Raw genomic sequence first — 20,371 nt, 5'->3', positions numbered from 1 at the left:
GCCCTTACAGCACGCCGGTGGCCTTGGTGAGCAGCCAGATGCCGACCACCAGCAGGATCGCGCCCACGGCGACCGTCAGGCCGAACTGGCCCCAGGTGGCGCGGCCGGTGTGGATCTCCGAGTAGCGGGTGTAGGCGTGATAGCAGACACCGACGAACATCGAGGCGACCACGAGCAGCGCGATCAGCAGCACGATGTCGTAGCCGTAGTTCTGCAAGGTCTGCAGGATGCCGCTGCCCTGGCCGCGTGATGGGTCTTCCATGGTCGGCAGGCCCTGCGCGAAGGCCGACAGCGGCAGGCCCGCGAGCGCGAGCGTCAGCGGCAGCAGCGGAGCGGCGATGCGGGACGGAATGCGATGGGATGTCAGTGGCGTGTTCATGGCGTATGGCCTTTCGTGACGGTCAGGAGAGGAGGAAGAAGGTCAGTACGAGGTACATCGCCACGAAGCGCACGACGACGGCGAGGAACTGACGTTCAGTGATGCGGTGCTCGGCCCAGCCGACGTAGGCGGTGCGCATGGCCCACACGCCCCACAGCAGCAACACGGCGAACACGAAGCCCAGCACCACGGCAGCGACGGCCGAAGGCGCAAAGCCGCCGTTGGCCTGGAAGGCGGCGACCTGATCGGCAGAGGGCGTCATGGCGACGGCTCCTCGTCGTCGGCGCGGTCGCGGCGGACGTAGTCGCCGGCCAGCGGGACGGGATCGCGCGGCTGGGCGCGCTGGGGCACGAGGTAGTCCTGCAGGCCGGCGCGGACGCGATTCAGGTCTGCGCGCAGTCGGGCGTAGTCGAAGTGGTAGCGGGCGCGTTCCTGCGGAGCGGCGCTGGTGGCGTGCTCGGCGAGGCGATCGATCAGGTCGAGCTGGCGGGCGAGCGCGGCGATCTGCTCACGCTCCGAGGCGAGGCTGTCGGCGGCGAAGGCAGGCTGCAGCGCCGAGAACGACACAGCCAACACCACGGCAAGCGCAGGCCATGCGGATGTGCGGCGGTTGGTCTGTCCCATCGTGCCATTCCCCGTTGAAGCGGATGGCCAGATGCTGTGGCGCGCTCTCGCTTTGCGCCGCAGGGAATGGGAACTACGGCATGACCGGATTTGTTGGTCGCGCTGGCCGGCATTCGCCGAATGCCTGGTGGATTTCTTGTTGGCTAGTGCCTACCACCCTTTGGTAGAATTGAGCAAACTTGGCAATCCAAAGTCACGAAAGACCAAACCAGATGGTTTTCAGATGAGTGAAGTCGAGAGCGAGATCCTGACGCTTGACGAAGTCGCCGCGTACCTCAAGGCGGGAAAACGGACGGTCTATCGCTTGGCTCAGAAGGGAGAGATTCCGGCGTTCAAGCTCGGAGGAACCTGGCGCTTTCGCCGTTCGGAGCTGGATCGGTGGATTGCCGAAAGCATCAACAAGAAGAAGCCGGAGGCCGAGTGAGCGCGGACCATGCCAGCCGCCGAATCACGCTCGGTGAAGAACAAGGGGAGGATCGCCGTTGACGACACAGCAGCTTCTGACGCCGCACCAGAGCCAGTACTTTGCTTGGCTGCTGACCAGGCGTGCAGCAGGCGACTCCGTGGAGTCGCTGGCATCAACGCTGGTCGACTCGCAGGTTGATCTCAATCCGCATCAGGTCGATGCGGCCCTCTTCGCATGCCGCAATCCCCTTTCGCGCGGTGTGCTCCTCGCTGACGAAGTGGGTCTCGGCAAGACCATTGAAGCGGGCTTGGTGATCTCGCAACGCTGGGCGGAACGGCGGCGCAAGATTCTCATCATCGTCCCGGCCAACCTGCGCAAGCAGTGGCACCAGGAACTGCAAGACAAGTTCGGCCTGCAAGGATTGATTCTCGAAGCCAAAAGCTACAACGCAATCCGCAAGCAGGATCGACAAAACCCATTCCTGTTCGCTTCCGGTCCGGTCATCTGTTCCTACCAGTTCGCCAAGGCCAAGGCTGATGATGTCAAGGGCATCGACTGGGATCTGGTCGTCCTCGACGAAGCGCATCGCCTGCGCAACGTCTACAAGACCAGCAACGTCATTGCCAAGACCCTCAAGGATGCGCTGTCGAGGGTGCACTCCAAGGTGCTCCTGACCGCGACGCCCTTGCAGAATTCGTTGCTTGAACTCTACGGACTGGTCAGCTTCATCGACGACCGCGTGTTCGGAGACCTTGACAGTTTTCGCTCGCAATTCACTGGCCGGGAGCAGGCATTCAACGGCCTGCGTGACCGGCTGGCGCCCATCTGCAAGCGCACCTTGCGCAAACAGGTGCAGCCCTATGTTTCATATACGGCGCGCAAGGCCATCATCCAGGAGTTCACGCCGTCGAGCGAAGAACAGGAACTGTCCAGACTTGTTGCCGATTACTTGCGTCGTCCCAACCTGAAAGCCATGCCCGAGGGGCAGCGCCAACTGATTTCATTAGTGCTGTGGAAGTTGCTCGCGTCCAGCTCGCACGCGATCGCGGGTGCGTTGGAGACGATGGCCAAGCGCCTCCAGGGAGTGCTCGACGAAACCACTGAAGTTCCCGATCTGACCGAGGAACTCGACGAGGACTACGAGTCGCTGGACGAGACCGCCGAAGAATGGGAAGACCAGGAGCAGGGAACAAAGGCAGCGAGCCGCGCCGAGCGTGATGCTATCGCGCAGGAGATCGAGGAGCTGCGCCACTTCAGAACGCTGGCAACCAACATCCGCGACAACGCCAAGGGCAAGGCGCTGCTCACCGCGCTCGATCGCGCCTTCGCCGAACTGGATCGATTGGGCGCGGCGCGAAAGGCCATCATCTTCACCGAGTCCAAGCGCACGCAGGAATACCTGCTCAACTTGCTGGCTGACACGCCATACGGCGACGGCATCGTGCTCTTCAACGGCACAAATAGCGACCAGCGTGCGCAGGCGATCTACAAAGAGTGGCTCAAACGCCACGAAGGCACCGACCGCATCACCGGCTCCAAGACCGCCGACACCCGTGCGGCACTGGTTGAACACTTCAAGGAGCGGGGCAAGGTCATGATTGCCACCGAGGCCGGAGCCGAAGGCATCAACCTCCAATTTTGCTCGCTCGTCATCAATTACGACCTGCCCTGGAACCCGCAGCGCATCGAGCAGCGCATCGGGCGCTGCCACCGTTACGGCCAGAAGCACGACGTGGTTGTCGTGAACTTCGTCGATCTGAGCAACGAGGCGGACAAGCGCGTCTACGAACTGCTGTCGCAGAAGTTCCAGCTCTTCGAGGGCGTGTTCGGGGCGAGCGACGAAGTGCTGGGTGCCATCGGCTCCGGTGTCGATTTCGAGCGCCGCATCGCCGAGATCTACCAGAACTGCCGTGACCCGGACGAAATCAAAGCCAGCTTCGAGCAACTCCGGCTCGATCTTTCCGCCGAGATCAACGCGGCGATGGTCGAGACACGCCAGGTACTGCTGGAGAACTTCGACGAGGAAGTGCAAGAGAAGCTGCGCATACGGGCTGATGACAGCCGAAGCACCCGCAGCCGCTTCGAGCGCATGCTGATCGAGCTGAGCCGTGCGGAACTGGGTGATTGCGCCAGTTTCGACAATGACGGCTTCAGCCTGCATCGTTTGCCTCAAGGTCTGTCAGAGCCTGACGTCAGCCTGGGCCGCTACGAACTGCCGCGCCGCTCCGGCGAGGCGCACCTGTACCGTATCAATCACCCGCTGGCCCTATGGGCTGTGGAACGGGCCAAGTCCCGTCAGCTGGGGAGTGCCCGGCTGGTGTTCGACTACGACGGATATGGGACCAAGATCAGCACCTTGGAGCCCTATCGTGGCAAGACCGGGTGGCTCACCTGCAAGCTGATTTCAGTCGAAGCCTTGGGCAATCAGGAACAGCACCTTCTGGTCTCGGCCGTTACCACCGATGGGATCGCCCTGGCAGAGGACGACCCGGAAAAACTGCTGCGCCTGCCGGCCACCGAGCAGCCCGCAGAACTGATCAACAGCGCAAAGTCTCCTGCGTTGACCGCCGATATTGAAAGCAGGCGAACGTCAATCCTGCGGGAAATCAACCAGCGCAATCTCGGCTACTTCGAACAGGAAGTCCAGAAGCTGGACGCCTGGGCGGACGACCTGAAGCTCGGCTTGGAGCAGGAGATCAAGGAGATCGACCGCGAGATCAAGGAAGTGCGCCGCACCGCCGCGACCTCACCGACGCTGGAAGAAAAGCTGTCATGGCAGAAGAAGCAGCGCGAACTGGAAGGCAAGCGCAGCAAGCTGCGCCGCGAGCTGTTTGCCCGGCAGGACGAAGTCGAGGCGCAGCGCAATGAATTGATCAGTCAGCTTGAAGCGCAGCTCCAGCAGCAGGTCGAGGAGCGAAGGCTGTTCACTGTCGAATGGGAGCTGAAATGATGTCCGATAAGGCCGAGAAAATGCCCCCCAATATCTTGAAGGTCCGTGATGACCATCGACCAGTGTTTTTTGAAAAAGGGGCCGAAGGAGGCAGTTTCAAGATTTGCGACGGTTCCGACGCCCCATGGGCTGGTGAAAACTTTGGTCCCGAAGCACTGCGCCGCCAGATCGAGCCTTGGCTCACCGCACTCTTTCAGTCCGAGCATCTTTCGCTACTCGCAGGTGCCGGACTCACCCATGCCGTGCATCACCTCGCCGTGGGGGAAGGTGCTGCTGCCGGAATGGACAAACTGACGCTGAGCAATCACCAGGCCGAAATCGATCAAGCAGCAGAGAAAGCAGCGGAAGCGGCCGGGCGTAAGAAGGGTAACCTGGAAGATCAACTGCGCGTTGCCAACGAACTGCTGCGCGGCCTTGAGATTCTGCAGCAAGACAGCAAGGCCGACGCTCTGCGTAACGAACTGCAGAGCGGCATGCAGGCGTTTGCGCAGTCTATTTTGAGCAGCGAAGCGAGAATTGCCACGGCCGAGGAAAGAAAGCGCAAGCAGGCGTTCAATACCCTGGTCACCTTCCTGATGAGCTTTGCCAGCCGCACCGGGGTACGCGATCGTCTGAATATTTTCACTACCAACTATGACCGGCTGATCGAGGCTGGGGCGGAGTTGGCTGGCCTGCACCTACTGGACCGGTTTCTCGGCAACCTCATGCCGATCTTTCGCTCTTCGCGCTTGGATCTGGATATGCACTACAACCCGCCCGGTATTCGCGGCGAGCCGCGCTATCTGGAAGGCGTGGCTCGCTACACCAAGTTGCACGGTTCGGTGGACTGGGTGCAAGTGGGCAAGGACGTCCGCCGTATCGGCCTGCCGTTTGGAGCAGAGAACGTCGATCCCTATCTTAAGGTGCCGGGCATGGGCGCGGTCACAGCCCACCAACTGATGATCTACCCCAACGCTGCAAAGGATAGGGAAACCGCCGACTACCCCTACGTTGAGCTTTTTCGCGATCTAGCGGCCGCTGTGTGCCGCCCAAACAGCACATTGGTGACCTATGGCTACAGCTTTGGTGACGAGCATATCAACCGGGTGATCCGTGACATGCTCACCATCCCTTCGACGCATCTGGTGGTGATCTCATACGACGATCGTCTTGATCGCATCATGCAGACTTACGAGGAATTGAGCAGACCATCGCAGATCAGCTTGCTGATTGGCCCTGCCTTGGCCGACCTGACCACGCTGACCGAGAACTATCTGCCCAAGCCAGCCATCGACAAGACGACCTTCCGCATGAGCGAACTGCTCAAGCAGCGAATGGGGACAGAACTGCCGCCTGCCCCACGCCCTGCCGCAGAGGCTGGAGCCTTCGACGGGAGCGATCTGGTATGAGTTTGTCACCGCTGGCCTATGCCGACTCCTTGCGCATCGGCAGCATCGAGTTCGTCTCTCCCGACGAAATCAAGGTGCTGCTGGACATTGAGGCTCCCGACGGGGTGGCGCTCAATACTGGTACGCCGCGCTCGTTTCCGCGTATCAACGGTTATGTGCTGATCCCCAGCGACGAGGGGCACCTGGTTGCCCAGGTCGAATGGATCACCATCGAGCGGTCACAGTACCCCAAGCGCAAAGGGCTGCAGGACTTCGGCTTGGTGGACTTGCCTTATCCGCTACGCAAGATGAGCCTGAATCCGCTGGGTTGTCTCATCTGTGAAGGCAGCAATGAACAAGGTGAGGAGGTCTACCATTTCCGGCGCGGTGTCGAGAGCTACCCCACGGTCGGTGCTCCGGTGTTGTTGCCCACGCAAAACCAGTTGCGTGCAATCGTGGAATCGGGCGACAACCGGCAGGTGCTGATAGGCAGCAGTCCATTGGCCGCCAACGCCAAGGTGATGGTCGATCCAGATCGGCTTTTTGGGCGCCATCTGGCGGTACTGGGAAACACCGGCAGTGGCAAATCATGCTCAGTGGCAGGCCTGATCCGCTGGTCCATGGACGAAGCCCGAAAAGCTCGCGGGGGCGAAGACCCCAATGCACGCTTCATCGTGCTTGACCCCAACGGTGAGTACGCCAACACCTTCCGCGATATGAGCAAGGTACGCGTCTATGCCGTTGAGCCCGGCGATGGAATCGAGCAACTGCAGGTGCCTCTATGGTTCTGGAATAGCGCCGAGTGGAGTGCCTTCACCCAGGCGAGCGCAAAGGCCCAGCGGCCGACGCTGGTGCAGGCACTCAGATCAGTCCGTGATGGCGTGTTCACCGCAACAGTCACGCCAAGCCATGAAATGCGTCGCTACCCGCTGCAGAAGTTCGACTCGGATATCCAGTCCAGCAGACCGCTCTTCACGAACAGCCAGTCATAGCCCTGCTCGACCAGGCGGTGCGCGGTGCGCCCCGGCTCCTGCACCAGCGCGCTGCGCGTGAAATGCGTGGAGAGCTGATCCAGCTCGTAGTGCAGCATGCCCTGCGCGTGGCGCCAGCCCTGCTCGGGCCAGAAGAAGTGCATGCCGACGCACTCGATCAAGATGCACAGCAGCAGCGCGCCGCACAGCACGCCGAAGAAGCGGAACGGCAACGTGACCAGGCCGGCGATCAGCCCCTGCTGTCGTTGCTGCTGGCGCTGGGCCGCGACGGCCGGATCGCTCATGCTTCGGCCTCTTCAGCCGCGGCCATCTGCTTGAAGTCGTCCAGCAGGTCGTCGGGCAGCGCCTTGTCCTGCAGGCCGGGGATGCCTTGGGTCTCCCACCAGTCTCCTGCCTCGACGTAGTGCTGCCGCATGTAGCCGGCCAGCTCCTGCAGATCCTTCGGCATGGCTTCGTCGGGATCGGGTGCCGGCAGCGGCATGCGGACTTTCCAGAGGTTGCCGCCCTCGATCAGCGCGAAGCACTGCCCCTTGGGCAGCGCCACCACATGCGCGGGCTCGATCAACGGCACGCTGGTCGTGCTGATGCGGTCCTGGGTGTTGGACGTGAACGCGGTGTTGCCGTGCGGGTCGGAGCTGTCGGTGGCGCCGCTCATCAGTGCCGTGGCGTACACCTCGACCTTGGGCAGTTGTCGCGTCAGCAGCTCGGCGGTGGCGGTCTCGCGCACGCGCAGCATGAACAGGTTGTTGAAGTTCCCGACCACCTGGCCGGCCTTGGCGCGGTTGCCGATGCGCGCCTCGATGTCGCTCAAGGTCTGCGTGTAGGCCGTCACCTGCACGCCGGCACCGCCGCCCTTGTTGACCATCGGAATGAACTCGTCGCCCATGAGTTCATTGAATTCGTCGGCGTGGACGTTGATCGGAATCTTGGCGCCCACCGCGGCGCCGGGCAGCCCGTCGTCGATGCCGAACTTGTAGATGTGGCCGGCGACCGAGACCAGATCGCTGAACATCGAGTTGCCCACCGCCGCCGCGACTTCGGCGTCGGACAGTGCATCCAGCCCCACGTAGACCACCGCGCGTTTGCGGATGACCTGCATCCAGTCGAAGATCGGCCGCGGGTCGGACAGGTCGGAATAGTTCGGTGCGAGCAGTTGGGCGATCTTGCCGGTGGTGAGCTTCTCCAGCAGCGGCAGCAGCGAAGCGACGATCTTGTCGAAGTACGTCCGGTCATAGCGCACGGCGCTGCGCAGGCCGTCGAGCACCGAGTCATAGACGCGCACCTGCGACAGGTACTGTTCGAGGGCCACCACGCGCTTCTCGCGCCCGATCATGTTGCGCGGGATGTTCTTGTCGTTCAGCTTGGCTTCGAGCTGGACGATGACCTCCCAGGCCTTCGGCTCGTTTTTGGCGAAGTAGTGCTGGGCGTACTCGATGAACAGCGCGTCGATGTTGATGACGTGGCGCTGGATCAGCAGGTAGTCCGGCCGCTGCCCCAGCTCGACCAGGGCGCGCGCGATGATGTTGACGAAGCGCCAGGCGAATTCGCGGAACGCGGCGCTGTTGCCTTCGCCCGAGAGCTGTCCGGCGATGCGCGTGGCCACCTCGGAGATCCGCCCGAACCGGCCCACCGCGTTGTAGCGCGCCGAGATGTCCGGCCAGCCCAGATGAAAGACGTAGAACTCGCCTTCGCGCCCGGCGCGCTTGGCTTCGACGTACATGCGCTTCAACAGGTCGGCATCGCCCTTGGGGTCGAAGACGATGACCACCTCGTGCTCGCCGCGGACCTTGCGGCGGATGTCTTGCATGATGAACAACTCGGCCAGCCGCGTCTTGCCCACGCGCGTGGTGCCCAGCACCAGGGTGTGGCCGACGCGCTCGCCCAGCGGCAGGGTGACGTCGACCTCGTGCGGCTCGATGCCATGCAGGCGTGGCAGTCCGCCGACCGGCGGCAGCGGCCGCGCCGGGTTGAGCGGGCTGTCCCAGGCCAGCGCGCGCGCCAGCGTCGAGACGGGAAACGGCGCGAACTCCAGCCGCTCCTCCAGCCGCCGGGCGGCCCGGTAGATCGCCGTCGGCTCGACATAGCGGCGGAACTCCGGCCGGTAGGTCTGCATCAGCCGGTGCGTGTGCCGCTGCTCCCAGCGAAAGCCCCGGCCGACGAACAGCCGTTGCTGACTCACCGGTACGTCGCGGCTGGTCATCACGTAGCGCGGCAGGCGGCGGATGTTGCGGCGATAGCGCAGGATCGCCCAGGGATCGCGCAGGCGAATCGCGCCGAAGGTCAGGAAGGCCAGCGCCGCGCCCAGGCCGAGCAGCGGCTTCAGCGCGAGCGACCACGGTGCCACCAGGCACAGAATCGCGGCGCCGGTGCAGACCGCCACGGTATAAAGCTCCACCGCTGGCCGCAGCAGCACCTCGACCGCATGCGGTTGGGCCATTTGCGCACCTACTGCTCGACGCCGGTGGCGGTGATGAGCACCGGGTAGTGGCGCAGGCCCAGGCGCTGGGCCAGGTCGTCGCCGGAGGCCGGCGACAGGGTCAGGCCGGGAGCCAGCCTGCGCAGCGCCGTCAGCGCGGCCATCGACTCCACGTTGACCACCAGGCCCACGGCCTGCAGCTCGCGCAGCGCCGCCTGCCGCTGCCGCAGCCAGGCACGCGAACGCTCGTCGTCGCCGATCAGGAACAGCGCCGTCAGACCCGGCGCCCGGATGACGCGGCGCTGCACCTCACCCGGCGACAGTTGCGTCGAGCGCACCGGCAGCATGGCGGCTTCGGCGTCGGCCGCGTTGCCCACGCGCGGGGCTGGCATCGGGGCCGCCGGTGCGGCCTGATCCGGCTGGGGATTCAGCGGCCGGTAGTACGGCAGCGCGGAGTCGCCGCCGCGATCTTCGACGACGATCAGCGGCGCGGAGGCGGTCTGGGCGAAGACGGTGGTCGTGGACAGCAGCCCGATGGCGGCGATGAGGACGATGTGGTTCATGGCGTGGTGGCCTGGAGGGTTGGAACGGGAACGCCGGGGTCGAGCACGCGGGTCAGGTGCCGATGCACACTGCGCCGGTAGCGCGCCGCGGGTGCCCCGCCGGCGGGCCGGTGGTAGCGGCCGATGGCAAGCAGCCAGTCCTCGCCCGGCGTGTGCTGTTCGCGCAGGATTTCCGCAGCGATGGCGAGGTTGCGGTACGGGTCCAGCAGCTCGCAGGGGTGCGTGTAGCGATGAGTGTGGTAGCCGAGATTGACCTGGCCGAGGCCGGCGTCGATGCGATTGGCCGGCGTGTGGGCGAGCGCACGGTGCAGCCCCGCGCAGGCCTCGGCGCGGGTGGCGTAGCGCTGCGGCGTGCCGGCGACGTTGAGCGTCCACGGCCAGGGGATCAGGCGCCCGCGCAGCATGGCGCCGCTCTCCTGCAAGGCCACCGCGTAAAGCACCGCCGCCGGCACGTCTGCACGATGCGCCGCCAGTCGATAGGCCGGCGGCGGCACTTCCCGCGCCAGGGCGGCCAACGCCCAGCCGCCGGTGGCGAGCAGCAGCGCGACGCTGGCGCAGCGGATGGCGACGCGGGATGGCCGACGCTTCCGGCCCGGGGTACCTATTGCCGCTGCCATTGGCCGTTCACCTCGCGCACCACGGCCGCCAGATCGCCGGGCAGGCCGAGCGACAGCCAGCGCCCCGCATCGTGGTTGAGCGTGATGGTGCGGGCGCGCACCCTGGCCGGGTCGATGCGCGCCTGGGTGGCCCACTGCCGGATGCGCGCGTCGTCCTGACGGCTGCCGACCATGTAGAGATCGAAGGCCGTACCGGCCGCCTGCAACTGCTGCACGCGCTGCGCGCACGGTGCGCAGTCGGCCTTGACGAAGACCGCCAGGCGCCCGGAGCCGGTGTTGCTGGCACCCTGCGCCTTGGCGCCGGGCAGGCTCACGCGCGGCTGGCCGGGAAACAGGCGCTGCCACGCCGCGTCGTAGGCACGCTGGTAGGCCAGCGTCTTGCCGACGCGCCGGGCCTCGGCCTGCACCTGCAACTCCGCGTAGCGCCTGCGCTCCTCCTCGCTGCGGGCCTCGATGCCCAGCGCCGTGAGCGGATCGAGCTGGGGCGAATAGACCCCGAGCGGCCCCTGCATCAGTTGGCGGTAACGTGCCCACTCCTCGGGCTGAAGCCCCCACTCCCGCGCCTGTCTCTCGTCGAGCGCGGCATCAGCGCCCGGCTGCACCTGGGCGGGCACCATGCGCGAGTTCGTCACCGGGGCCGGCTGGGCGGATGCGCCGAAAGCGGCGAACAGAACGACGGTAGCGAGCAACGGCCGCAGGTTCATGGCGACCCCCTACGGCACCGCAACGCGCTGCGTCTGGCCGTTCACCTGGAACACGCCCGCCTGCGCCTCGATGGACTGCAGTTGCCAGCCGCCCTCGGCATCGCCCTGGCGCAGCAGCCGGGCGCCCGCGAGCGAGGCCGCGGCGGTGGAGGTGATCGACAGAAAGCGCTCGCCTCCCCGCAGCTCCACGCCGAGCACACGGAACGGCGGCTCCGGCACCTTGGGCTTCGTCGCAACCGGAGTGCGCGGGCGAGCGGCGGATGCCACCTGCCGGGTTTTCTCAAGGCGGGTTTCGATTGCGTTCACGCGCGCCAGCAGCGTCTGCAGGTCGACGGCCAAGGCCCTCGCCTCATCGGCCTCTTCGATGCGCGTCATCCGTTCGTCCAGCGCCTGCCGCGCGGTGGCGAATTCGGCCTGGCTGATCGGCGTCGGCCGGCGCTTGTCCGCATCGGCCTGCTGTTCGAGATCGGCCACGCGCAGGCCCAGCGCGTTGACCTGCGCATCCTGTGCGCTGCTCTGGGTCCGTTCGGCGAGCCGCGACAGGCCGACGCTGTTGATGAGTGCCACGGCACTGATGAGCAGCAGCCAGAAGGCCGCGGCGATCTTGAGCCAGCGCGTGCAGGAATTGCGCTCGGATGGCGCTTGGGGAAAGGTCATGGCTGCATCTCCTCGGGCCGGTCGGCGTCCGGCACGGGCGGGGCGGTGCCGGGCGGGTTGGCGGAAAGGAAGGTGGGAGCACCGCGCCGGCTGAAGCAGACCTGGCGCCTCAAGTCATCGACCGACAGCTCCCAGGCCGGGCCGGCAAGGGTCAGCAAGGCATCGCGCAGCATCAGCGGGCCCAGGCGCAGGTGTGCGGCAGGCAGCGGCAGCGCGTAGAGCGCGGCGGCCTCGGCCGCATCGCAGAGCCGGTAGCCCGAGCGCAGGAGCACATGGCGCATGGCATCGCCCACGCTGGCATCAAGCATGGGCGGAATCGAGACCTCCACCGCCTGCTGCAAGAGATCACGCTGCGCGGGCTCCGGCACCAGCTCGACCAGGGTGTAGCGGCCGTAGCGGGCCACCGGAACGAAACCTGGCTCCGGCGCGACGGCGGTTGGCGATGCGGCCGGCACCGCTGGCACAGACGGCGTGGCGGTCGTGGCGCAGCCGGCGGCCAGGACGGAGCTGGCTATCGCGCCGTAGATTGTGGGAGGGCTACGAAAACGGGCGAACAGTCGCATGGTTCGGCTCCCCAGAATGTGGAGCCGTCACCATCGCTGCCGTGACGAGCGCTGGCAGCAAACAAAGGGAACTGGACGCCGACCGATTAGTGCGGTGGGTCAAGAAATCGTTGCCCTGGACAGGTACCTACGTGGCAGCGACTTTCAGCAATACCTTCGTGAATGCTTCTGGTGCAAGGAGGAACGATTGGAAGCCATCAGCCCACACCGCCGCTTTGCCACGGGCATCCACAGTCCAGCCGTCGTCCGCTTTGAAGCGTGCTTCAGCGACGTTTACCAGATCGATGCCTAGTTCATGGAACAGCGCGATGTCACGATCTTCCAACTCGAAATGGATGGTGCTGTAGAAGTCCAGCGCCTCTCGCCCCCAATAGCCGACGTAGAGAATCGGCACGTCGGGTCTGGCACGCCGGGCAGCCTTCAGGAACGTGTTCAGATGGAGATCCGCTAGCCCGCTGCCTAGCACCAGAATCAGGTCTGCCTCCATGGCCTCCCGGTTGAGCGCCGAGTAGTAGAACGCATAGGGCGACTGCTGAAGGCGGCCGAGTTTGTCCAATCCGGTGATGATCGCGCCCCGCTCGACGTGGGTGCCATCCATCCTGTCAACGCCCGAGCCATTGAATCTGGCTTGCCGACGTGCCACGGCCTTGTCATCGAACCAAACGATGTCACCGATCTGATGCTCGCCGGGCACGGAGAATCCCATATGGACTGATCCGTGTAGATGGAACAAGGCCGGCTTGCCCCACTCCGCCCAGAAAGCCTTTCCGTCGAAGTCCGAGTGATCGCCATGTCGCTGCGTAAAGCCGGTGAAGTAGCGCCCTTGGGTCGCCTGGGCGACGAAATCATCGTAGTTGGTCGTGTACACGCGAGGGACGTACTGCTGCTCCAGCACCTCGAAGAACGCAGACAAGGGATTCAATGGTAGGGCTGGGTTGTCGCAGACTTCCGAGACCTTCGCATAGATGAAATCAAGCATCGCGCTGCAGGCGGCCTTGAGTGCTTGCTCAGGGTGCGTCACAGCGGTGCCCAGGAACGGATACATCACGGGTAGGAACTTGGGAACCGCGCCTTGCTTTGCGCGCAACTGGCTGAGTTCGTGCATGACGTGATAGATGCGCTCAAAGTGGGCTTCGGCCTCGCTGGCATAGTAGGTGCGCAACTTGTCTCGAATGTCGAAATAGACCTCCGTTCCTCCCACATGGGCACAGTATTTGTCGGCCTTGATGGCGTCATCGATAAGATTCCCGAATCCAATCGTAGCGGGGATGCCCAGCTCCACCGAGGCTCCGGCCCCCATCACGACCAATGCCCTCTGCTTACCGTTCTTGTTCATTACCCGCCTCATAAAGAGATCGAAGATAACCTAACAGAAGGCAGCCCCGAAGGGCCGTGGAAAGAAGCCGGCGACCCCGAGGGGCCGCCGGCATGAGCACATGGATCAGACCGTGACAAGCTGCCGTGCCAGTGCCACCTCCACCGAGTCGCCGTCCTGGTTCAGGACATCGAGTCCGGACTCGGGCACGTCGCCCGACGTGCTCTGCGAGACCATGATCTTCCTGGCCATCAACCCCAGGCAGGTCATCTGCGAGGAGTTGGCGTAGCCGAGGTAGATCACGCGCACCGGCTGCTTCTGGCCGATGCGCCATGAGCGCCGGGCGGCCTGCTGCAGCGAATACACGTTGTACCCGCTCTGGAGGAACACGATGGTCGGGAACTCCAGCAGGTCCAGGCCGGTTTTCACCAGCTCGGGATTGGTGACGAGCACGTCGATGCCACGGTCCAACTGCTCGGCGATCCAGTCCTCGCGGCGGGAGGCATCCACGCTCGCGCGCAGTACCGCCACCTTGAAGCCCTCCTGCTCCAGCAGCACCTTCAGGCGCGACGTGGTGTCGCGCGTGCCGGTGTAGACCGAATAGACCAGGGTCTTGCGACCTTCCGCCTTCTCTTGCTTGCAGATCTCGATCAGCTCGCGTTCCTTGGGCATCACCTCCAGCTCGTTGAACTGAGCCGGAACGAACGCCAAGGTGTTGCGCGTGCGCGGATGCACCACCGTTTCCGACCGGAAGCAGCAGTCCGGCCAGGCCAGCAGCACGTTGAGGACCACACCGAGCAGCGTCGTGTCGCGCTTCGCCAGGGCCTGCTTCAGCTCCTGGGTCAGCCGACCCGCCAGATCGCGGTAGGCCGCGGCTTGCGCCGTGTCCATCGCGACTTCGCGGAACTCCTCGTCGTAGGGCGGCAGCACGTTGCCGCCGATGTCCTTCAACTTGAGGAAGACCGTGAACGGCAGGACGCAACGCAGTACGCCCTTGGGACCGAAACCCGGCGCCTTGACCGTGCGCACCGATACCTTGGTGCCCTTGGCCGTCTTGTGCGCCGTGCCGGTGCTCTCGGAATAGATGTCCTTCAAGACACCGTGATCGCGCATGAACGCCATCGCGGCCGAGGTCATGCTGCCGCTCTTCGTCGGCCGGTAGCCGTCTTCGATCATCCGCCCCGGCAGGGCTCGGAACAGCAGGTGGAACAGGTCGTCGCCGTAGCCGCCCATCAGTGTGCCGGTGAGCAGCAGTGTCTTGCGCGCCTTGGCCGCCAACACCCCCATGGCCTGGCCCTGTGCGGAGCCGCCGTTCTTGTACTCGTGTGCCTCGTCGGCGATGAGCAGGTCGAACGTGCCTTGGGGAAGCTGCCTCTTGATGAACTCGGACGGCTGGTAGCCGCCCTCGCCGAAGCCGAACTCCATGTTGGCCATCGCACGTTCCATGCGATGGGCTTGCCGGTCCGAGAAGACCAGCTCGCCGTTGCCATCCATCAGGTTGATGAACTCGTGGATGTTGTCCCCGAGCATCGACGCGAGGAAGGCGTCGCCAAACTTCTGCATCAGCTTCTGCGCGGTGACTTCCCCGATGGTTGGAATACGCTTCAGTGCCTTGAGCACGGTCGAGGACTGGTCGCTGGCGGACAGGCCTCTGGGACGGATCAACGACCACAGCGGTGCACGGCAGTGGCTGCACTTGCGGCGGGACTCCTCGGCTTCCAGCTCGACCGGGTTGATCGGCTCGCCGTCGAGGTCGGTGATGACATGCCCGCAATCCGGGCAGGCCCCCACGTCGCCGTGAGGCGTGCGCCGCCGAACGAAGACAGGTTTCCAGTGGAACCCCATCCGCATCCGCACGCGGCCCAGGACGAAGAACTCCTGGCCCTGCGCCGGCACGCCCAACTGCTCGCGCAGTTTCAGCAGCTTGACCAGCGTGTCCGGGCCATTGAGCACCCAGACCTTGGCACCGGCCACCGTCTCCTGGATTTCGCGCCGCCACTTGTAGACCAGGTGCGGCGGAGACAGAACCAGGGTACGGCGGTAGCCTTCGGCGTTGAGCACGGCGGCGGTGGCAATACCCACCGTCGTCTTGCCGCAACCCATCTCGCCATTGACGATCGCGGCGCGTTCGCCGCGATCGACCAACAGCTCGGTGACGGCATGGACCACATCGGCTTGCGCCGGGAACAGCTTGCGCTTGAGCGTGGCGAGGATCAGTTGCCGATGCACCCGCACCTGGCCGGTGTAGACCGGAGGATTGGCGCGGTTGAGTGAGTCGAGCAGCTCGTCGCCGAACTCCGATACGAAGTCCTGCAGGCTGAGCGTGAGGGGTGAAGCGGCCGCTTCGAGCAGGTCGCCCTGCACAGCGGTTTCGGGAACAGTTTCAAGATCGAGGGACATGGTGATGCTCCAATGAAGATGGGGCATGCACCGACCCCTGCGGGGCGATGGCATGCCCCAGGGGTGGGAAGAGAACGGTCAGATGACGATCAGTACTCGGATGGCAGCAACAGCGTGGTGACGCTGCGGTCCCACTCGGTGATGATCCAGAGATTCAAGGTCGGCGTGACCTGGTAGGACGAGAACAGACGATCTCCGGACTTCAACGCGGCATCGTTGGAACGCCGGTCGCAGTCGTCGAGATCGCCCCAGTCACCACGAAGGTGGCGACGCAGATAAGGCACCGGATTGAACTGGCCCTGGTGGACCAGATCGTTGATACCGGCGGTCATGACCACTTGCCCGGATGGGAACCGTGGTTGCGACACGAGGTTGAGAACAGCGAGTGCCATGGTGATTTCTCCTTCAGGAAAAAGAGGCCACGGCGCCCCATCGGGGCGACATGACCCCGGTGGGTGGACAAAGAAGGCGGCGAAGCACTGGCGGCTTGCCGTCGAGGAACGACGATCAGCGAATGGTCAGCACCTCGCCCCGCGTGGCGGAGCCCGGCGTCATGTCCCAGGCGCGGATGACCGGCACGAACTTGTCGGTGAGGATGCGTGTCTCGGCGACAGACCCGTCGTCGCGCTCGGTGTATTCTGTCTGGAGCGTTTTCTCCTTGTGGGTGTCACCTTTCACGACGAGCGTTCTGCCGCTCTTGGAGGTCACGACGCCCGAGATTGCGCCCGCGGCCAAGGCCAGGGCGAGATGCCAGTGCGACAAGGCCCGCGCCGGTGGCCGCAGCGACTGCTGCGCGCCCCCCAGGTGCGTATCGAGCGCCGGCCAGAGTCCTTGCAGCCGGCCGACTTCATCGGCGAACTGCTCGGGCTCCATCGTCACGCGATAGAAGTGCTCCGGCTCGGCCGGGCTGGCAGGGACGGTGTACGGCAGGAACGGCCATTCGAGCGGCAGTTCCTCGGCTTCGGCGTCGCCCTGACCGATCTGCAGCAGCAGACCACGCAGGGCCTTGGCCGACTCCGACGCCTGGTCGCGCTGGCGAACCCGGCGGCCGAAGATCACCACCTGCTTGAACTGCGTTTCCACCGCACGGTAGATGCGCAGGTCGGCGAAGTGGCGCGTCAGCCATCCGACCAGCTCGGCGTCGAGCACGTAGGACGGCACGATGAAGATCAGCACGCCGCCGTACTGCAGCAGCGGCAGCGCGCGCTGATAGAACAGCTTTTCCAGCCGCGCACGGCCCTGGCCCTGATAGCCGATGTTGCCGTTCACGTCCTTGCTCAGATCGCCATACGGCGGGTTCAGCCACAGCAGCCCGAATGACTGGCGCGAGATCAGCGTGTCCATCAGGTCACCGTGGATGCAGCGATCGACCAGGTGCCGTGCGTGGCGGGCACGCTCGGCGTCGTACTCGACGGCGAAGGCCTGGACCTGCTCGCGCCCGAGGGCGTGGGCGGCTTCAGCAATCGCCACGCCTTCGCCGGCGCAGGGATCGAGGATGGACATGGAGCCGGGAGACGGTGCCAGTGCGGACAAGGCGCGCTCCAGCGTCGGCTCGTCGGTGGGGAAGTAGCCGTTACGGATGAAATTGCGCGCCAGGCGCGGAAACATGAGTGCCATGGATTTCTCCTGATGATGGATGAGGGAAGGCGGGCACGCGCGGCGCGCATGCCCGTGGGAATGGCTCACGCCACACGCCGAAGCGGTGCGTTCGCGGCCAGTTCGTACTGCGTGGCACCGAGGGTGCCGTTGCGGATCAGCTCGCCCAGCGCCTTCGTCAGCGCCGGGACATCGAGGGCCAGCCGATGGCCTTCCAGCGGCCCGAGGGCCAAGGGAAGACCGGTCAGCATCCGCCGTGTCTGCAACAGCTCCAGCACGGTGTCGCGCCAGTGGTCGAGCAGTGGCAGCGGGCAGGTGTCCTGCACCAGCGTCCACAGCCGGTCGAGCCGGTAAGCGGAATCCCTGGGCAGAAGCGCCAGCGCGCTGGCGTTGGCCTTGTCTGGCTTCACGCAGCGACGATCGAACAGCCACACATTCGTCAGCGAACCGAACAGCGTTCGCCGATAGGCGCGGGTGATGCGCTTTTCCAGGTTCTCGACGTTGCCGACGAAGACCGGGATGGATGCGCCCTGCTCGGTGATGACGTGGAACTGATCCAGTCCCTGTTCATCCCGGCCGAGGGTCAGGCGAGCGAGGAACTCCTGAACGGCGGTGTCGCGCGCCCAGATCGAGAGAAAGACGAGATTGCCCTGCTCGTCACCGACGCAACCGTCGGCCATGAGGTCGGGGCATTCGTCGATGCGGTACAGCGGTTTCGCGGAAGAAGGTGCAGGCATGGTGATGTCCTCTTGGAAAAGAAGGAGCAACCACAGCCCGCGGGGCCGTGCTCGCCCCGGTTGGGTGAAGGAAGATGCGTGCCGCTAGACAGCGCGTCCCGCGTGAAAGCGGTGAACCCGCTCGCGCCACTCGGAGCTTTGCACCGGCGCCATGTCGAGATAGCGCAGCGGGCACGAGTAGTAGTACGGATGCACGGACTCATCGAGGGACTTGTAGCCCCAATCGCCGCCCGAGCTTTCCAGCAGATTGCAGCCGATGTAGCAGACGGACTCACCGGCCGCGAGGCCCATGACGCCCGCCTGCCTGGCGGTGACGCGAACCACGGTCCACAGAACGTCGCCGTCCAGCGTGTGGTCGATGACTTCGCAGCAAGCGCGTTCGGACGCCTGCGGAGCGAGCAGCTCGCGGATCAACTGATCGCGCGTCTGACGAACGAAGGTCCAGCCCATGAGGGTCTCCTTGAAGAAAAGGCCGGAGCCCTCCCCGTCGGGGGAGAACCCCGGCGGGTGGCGGAATGCCGCGCAAGGCGGCGGATGGATCAGGCAGCTTGGAGGTGCCAGTCCTGGGACAGCGGAGCGAACTCGTAGCCCAGCTTGTCGAGACGGTCGCGCTGCTGACGCAGCACACGACGATCCACGGTCGCATCGAGCTTTACGGTCTCGCCCAGGGGCCACAAGGCACCGAACAGCGCCGCGTCGTCTGCCTCGGCCGAGGCCGCAGCGGACACGGGAGCCGGTTCGCTGCCGAACGGCGTGGTATCGACCAGGGGATCGCGCGGACTGCGCGGCTTCGCCTTCGGCTTGGCCGGGGGCGTTGCCGGCGCGGGCGCCTGCGCTTCCTCGTCGATTGGATCGACTTCCTGCGGACTCAGCCGGCGGGCTTCGTCGCGGCTCAGGGCGTCGATGTTGGACAGGGTCATCCCGCCCAGATGGGCGCGGATCTCGATGACCATGCGGCCGTTGGCGTTGTACGTGGAGGGGCGAATCTCGACGATGACGAAATCACCGTCGTACTTGCCCTCGCGGTACTGATCGAGTTCGGCGTTCTTCACGACGAACTCGCCGATCGAGGTCGCCAGGCGGCCGACGTTGAAGTCGCCGTTCCTGCCGTGGATGGTCTTGATGGCCAGTTGGCCGGGAATGGTGATCATGAAGGTCTCCTGCGGACGAAGAGAAGACAAGGCCCCGGGGATGGGGCCTTGCGGATCAGAACGACTCGGCAACGGCCAATGCGGGGGCATCGGCAGCGTCGTCGGCAGCATCGGCGACGGGCCTGGAAGGCTCCGGTGCCGAGGCTTGCTGCGCGGCGGGCGCGTCGGACGTCACGGGGACTTCCGGGTCGCGCTCGTCGGTCTCGGTCGGCTTGGGTTCGGCCTTGTAGACGAGCTTGCCGTCGACCTTGATCCAACTGACGAACAGCAGACGGGCCTTGAGGCTCACACCCTGCTCGCCGGCACGCTTCCCCTTGGAGTAGGTGAAGGTGTCGGTCCACAGGTCGCCCAAGCGGAAGCCGATCATCACCTTCTTCTCGGCGTCGACCGCCTGAATGCAGCGGCGCACCAGGTGCTGCGCTTCCGAACCCGATACGCGCGTGTCGAAACGCACATACGAGACGTCGTCGCTGGGACCGTTCAGAGCCGCGATGTCGCAGGCCAGGAACGCATCGCCCTTCTTGGGCTTCACTTCGCGGATGCGATTGAGATACCCGAGGCCGGTGATGTGCAGATCGAAGTAGGACTTTTCGGTGGAAGTGGTCATGGTGAATCTCCTGGGAACAATGAGGCGGAGACACACCCGACCCAAGGCGGGGAAGGTGTGGAACCCCCGCGTGGGTTGATGGAACAGCTTGGAGGCATCGCCATCGAGAACCGATGGCCGTTCGCGCATGGATGCCGGTGCGAACTGGAGTGATCAACGCGGTCGGAACCGCGTCGCAGCCTTGAAGATCGTGGCTGCCTGGGCATGTCGCTGACGGACGTCAGCGGAACATGGCCGGAAGCGTGGCGCCAGGACGGCGCGCAGGCGAGCGGCAATCGGCACTCGCGGCTGTCCGCATTGCCGGGAAGAAAGAGGCCCCCGGAGCGG

The 20,371-nt window shown here is 64.8% G+C and carries 21 protein-coding genes and 1 pseudogene; 4 read left to right on the top strand and 18 right to left on the bottom strand.

Annotation, left to right across the window (positions count from 1 at the left end; genetic code table 11):
* Nucleotides 1-4 precede the first annotated feature (4 nt).
* The 3 genes from KHN96_RS05895 to KHN96_RS05885 are packed head-to-tail and all read right to left on the bottom strand — an operon-like array spanning nt 5 to nt 1,003.
* The gene (locus KHN96_RS05895; protein ID WP_017244833.1) at nt 5-379 is read right to left on the bottom strand and encodes a TIGR03745 family integrating conjugative element membrane protein; all 375 of its coding nucleotides are present in this window, start codon (nt 377-379) and stop codon (nt 5-7) included.
* Nucleotides 380-401: 22 nt separating this feature from the next.
* Nucleotides 402-641: a TIGR03758 family integrating conjugative element protein gene (locus KHN96_RS05890; protein WP_003294214.1), complete on the bottom strand. Its 240-nt coding sequence runs from the start codon at nt 639-641 to the stop codon at nt 402-404.
* A complete protein-coding gene (locus KHN96_RS05885; RefSeq protein ID WP_115044037.1) occupies nt 638-1,003 on the bottom strand; it encodes an integrative conjugative element protein, RAQPRD family in 366 nt (121 codons plus the stop codon). The genes KHN96_RS05890 and KHN96_RS05885 overlap by 4 nt, the downstream gene beginning before the upstream one ends.
* A gap of 31 nt (nt 1,004-1,034) precedes the next feature.
* On the opposite strand from KHN96_RS05885, the gene mads1 reads away from it, so the two are divergent.
* The 4 genes from mads1 to KHN96_RS22750 are packed head-to-tail and all read left to right on the top strand — an operon-like array spanning nt 1,035 to nt 6,718.
* Nucleotides 1,035-1,427, top strand: coding sequence for a methylation-associated defense system helix-turn-helix domain-containing protein MAD1 (mads1, locus tag KHN96_RS22995; protein WP_425314431.1), 393 nt, complete (start codon nt 1,035-1,037; stop codon nt 1,425-1,427).
* 58 nt (nt 1,428-1,485) lie between these two features.
* Nucleotides 1,486-4,359, top strand: coding sequence for an SNF2-related protein (locus KHN96_RS05875; protein WP_115044039.1), 2,874 nt, complete (start codon nt 1,486-1,488; stop codon nt 4,357-4,359).
* Nucleotides 4,356-5,747, top strand: a complete 1,392-nt coding sequence (locus KHN96_RS05870) for an SIR2 family protein (protein WP_244855845.1) — start codon at nt 4,356-4,358, stop codon at nt 5,745-5,747. Before KHN96_RS05875 ends, KHN96_RS05870 begins: the two co-directional genes overlap by 4 nt.
* Nucleotides 5,744-6,718 (top strand): helicase HerA domain-containing protein, encoded by a 975-nt coding sequence (locus tag KHN96_RS22750; protein WP_342345732.1) that lies wholly within the window; start codon nt 5,744-5,746, stop codon nt 6,716-6,718. The genes KHN96_RS05870 and KHN96_RS22750 overlap by 4 nt, the downstream gene beginning before the upstream one ends.
* On the opposite strand, the pseudogene KHN96_RS05860 reads toward KHN96_RS22750, so the two are convergent.
* The 15 genes and pseudogenes from KHN96_RS05860 to KHN96_RS05790 form a co-directional block, all read right to left on the bottom strand.
* Nucleotides 6,667-7,002 (bottom strand): annotated as a pseudogene (locus KHN96_RS05860) (IncC plasmid conjugative DNA transfer DtrJ family protein); the annotation flags it as partial. The gene KHN96_RS22750 and the pseudogene KHN96_RS05860 overlap by 52 nt on opposite strands.
* Entirely contained in the window at nt 6,999-9,155 is a 2,157-nt protein-coding gene (gene traD / locus KHN96_RS05855; protein WP_115044041.1) for a type IV conjugative transfer system coupling protein TraD, read from the bottom strand. The gene traD and the pseudogene KHN96_RS05860, both read right to left, overlap by 4 nt.
* Before the next feature lie 8 nt (nt 9,156-9,163).
* Nucleotides 9,164-9,697, bottom strand: coding sequence for an integrating conjugative element protein (locus KHN96_RS05850; protein WP_058130954.1), 534 nt, complete (start codon nt 9,695-9,697; stop codon nt 9,164-9,166).
* Nucleotides 9,694-10,314, bottom strand: coding sequence for a lysozyme family protein (locus KHN96_RS05845; protein WP_058130953.1), 621 nt, complete (start codon nt 10,312-10,314; stop codon nt 9,694-9,696). The genes KHN96_RS05850 and KHN96_RS05845 overlap by 4 nt, the downstream gene beginning before the upstream one ends.
* Nucleotides 10,299-11,018 carry a TIGR03759 family integrating conjugative element protein gene (locus tag KHN96_RS05840; protein WP_115044043.1) on the bottom strand — a complete coding sequence of 240 codons (720 nt, stop codon included), beginning with the start codon at nt 11,016-11,018 and terminating at the stop codon, nt 10,299-10,301. Before KHN96_RS05840 ends, KHN96_RS05845 begins: the two co-directional genes overlap by 16 nt.
* A gap of 9 nt (nt 11,019-11,027) precedes the next feature.
* Complete coding sequence (locus KHN96_RS05835) at nt 11,028-11,675, bottom strand: hypothetical protein (RefSeq protein WP_115044045.1); 648 nt, start codon at nt 11,673-11,675, stop codon at nt 11,028-11,030.
* Entirely contained in the window at nt 11,672-12,238 is a 567-nt protein-coding gene (gene pilL2, locus KHN96_RS05830; protein ID WP_115044047.1) for a PFGI-1 class ICE element type IV pilus protein PilL2, read from the bottom strand. The genes KHN96_RS05835 and pilL2 overlap by 4 nt, the downstream gene beginning before the upstream one ends.
* A 127-nt stretch (nt 12,239-12,365) precedes the next feature.
* Nucleotides 12,366-13,574 (bottom strand): SIR2 family protein, encoded by a 1,209-nt coding sequence (locus KHN96_RS05825; RefSeq protein WP_023657724.1) that lies wholly within the window; start codon nt 13,572-13,574, stop codon nt 12,366-12,368.
* Nucleotides 13,575-13,679: 105 nt separating this feature from the next.
* Nucleotides 13,680-15,953: a helicase-related protein gene (locus tag KHN96_RS05820; protein WP_115044049.1), complete on the bottom strand. Its 2,274-nt coding sequence runs from the start codon at nt 15,951-15,953 to the stop codon at nt 13,680-13,682.
* A gap of 89 nt (nt 15,954-16,042) precedes the next feature.
* Nucleotides 16,043-16,345, bottom strand: coding sequence for a hypothetical protein (locus tag KHN96_RS05815; RefSeq protein WP_023123934.1), 303 nt, complete (start codon nt 16,343-16,345; stop codon nt 16,043-16,045).
* A gap of 115 nt (nt 16,346-16,460) precedes the next feature.
* Entirely contained in the window at nt 16,461-17,570 is a 1,110-nt protein-coding gene (locus tag KHN96_RS05810) for a DUF6094 domain-containing protein (protein ID WP_023123933.1), read from the bottom strand.
* A gap of 65 nt (nt 17,571-17,635) precedes the next feature.
* Nucleotides 17,636-18,286 (bottom strand): hypothetical protein, encoded by a 651-nt coding sequence (locus tag KHN96_RS05805; RefSeq protein WP_010792163.1) that lies wholly within the window; start codon nt 18,284-18,286, stop codon nt 17,636-17,638.
* Nucleotides 18,287-18,370: 84 nt separating this feature from the next.
* Nucleotides 18,371-18,736, bottom strand: a complete 366-nt coding sequence (locus KHN96_RS05800) for a hypothetical protein (RefSeq protein WP_010792164.1) — start codon at nt 18,734-18,736, stop codon at nt 18,371-18,373.
* Nucleotides 18,737-18,825: 89 nt separating this feature from the next.
* On the bottom strand, nt 18,826-19,437 hold the full coding sequence (locus KHN96_RS05795; RefSeq protein ID WP_010792165.1) for a DUF3275 family protein: 612 nt from the start codon (nt 19,435-19,437) through the stop codon (nt 18,826-18,828).
* 55 nt (nt 19,438-19,492) lie between these two features.
* Complete coding sequence (locus tag KHN96_RS05790) at nt 19,493-20,044, bottom strand: STY4534 family ICE replication protein (protein WP_010792166.1); 552 nt, start codon at nt 20,042-20,044, stop codon at nt 19,493-19,495.
* Nucleotides 20,045-20,371: the final 327 nt, after the last annotated feature.

This window comes from Ralstonia mannitolilytica, assembly GCF_905397375.1.
GTDB lineage: Bacteria > Pseudomonadota > Gammaproteobacteria > Burkholderiales > Burkholderiaceae > Ralstonia > Ralstonia mannitolilytica.
This window is presented reverse-complemented; position numbering and strand designations above follow the sequence as displayed.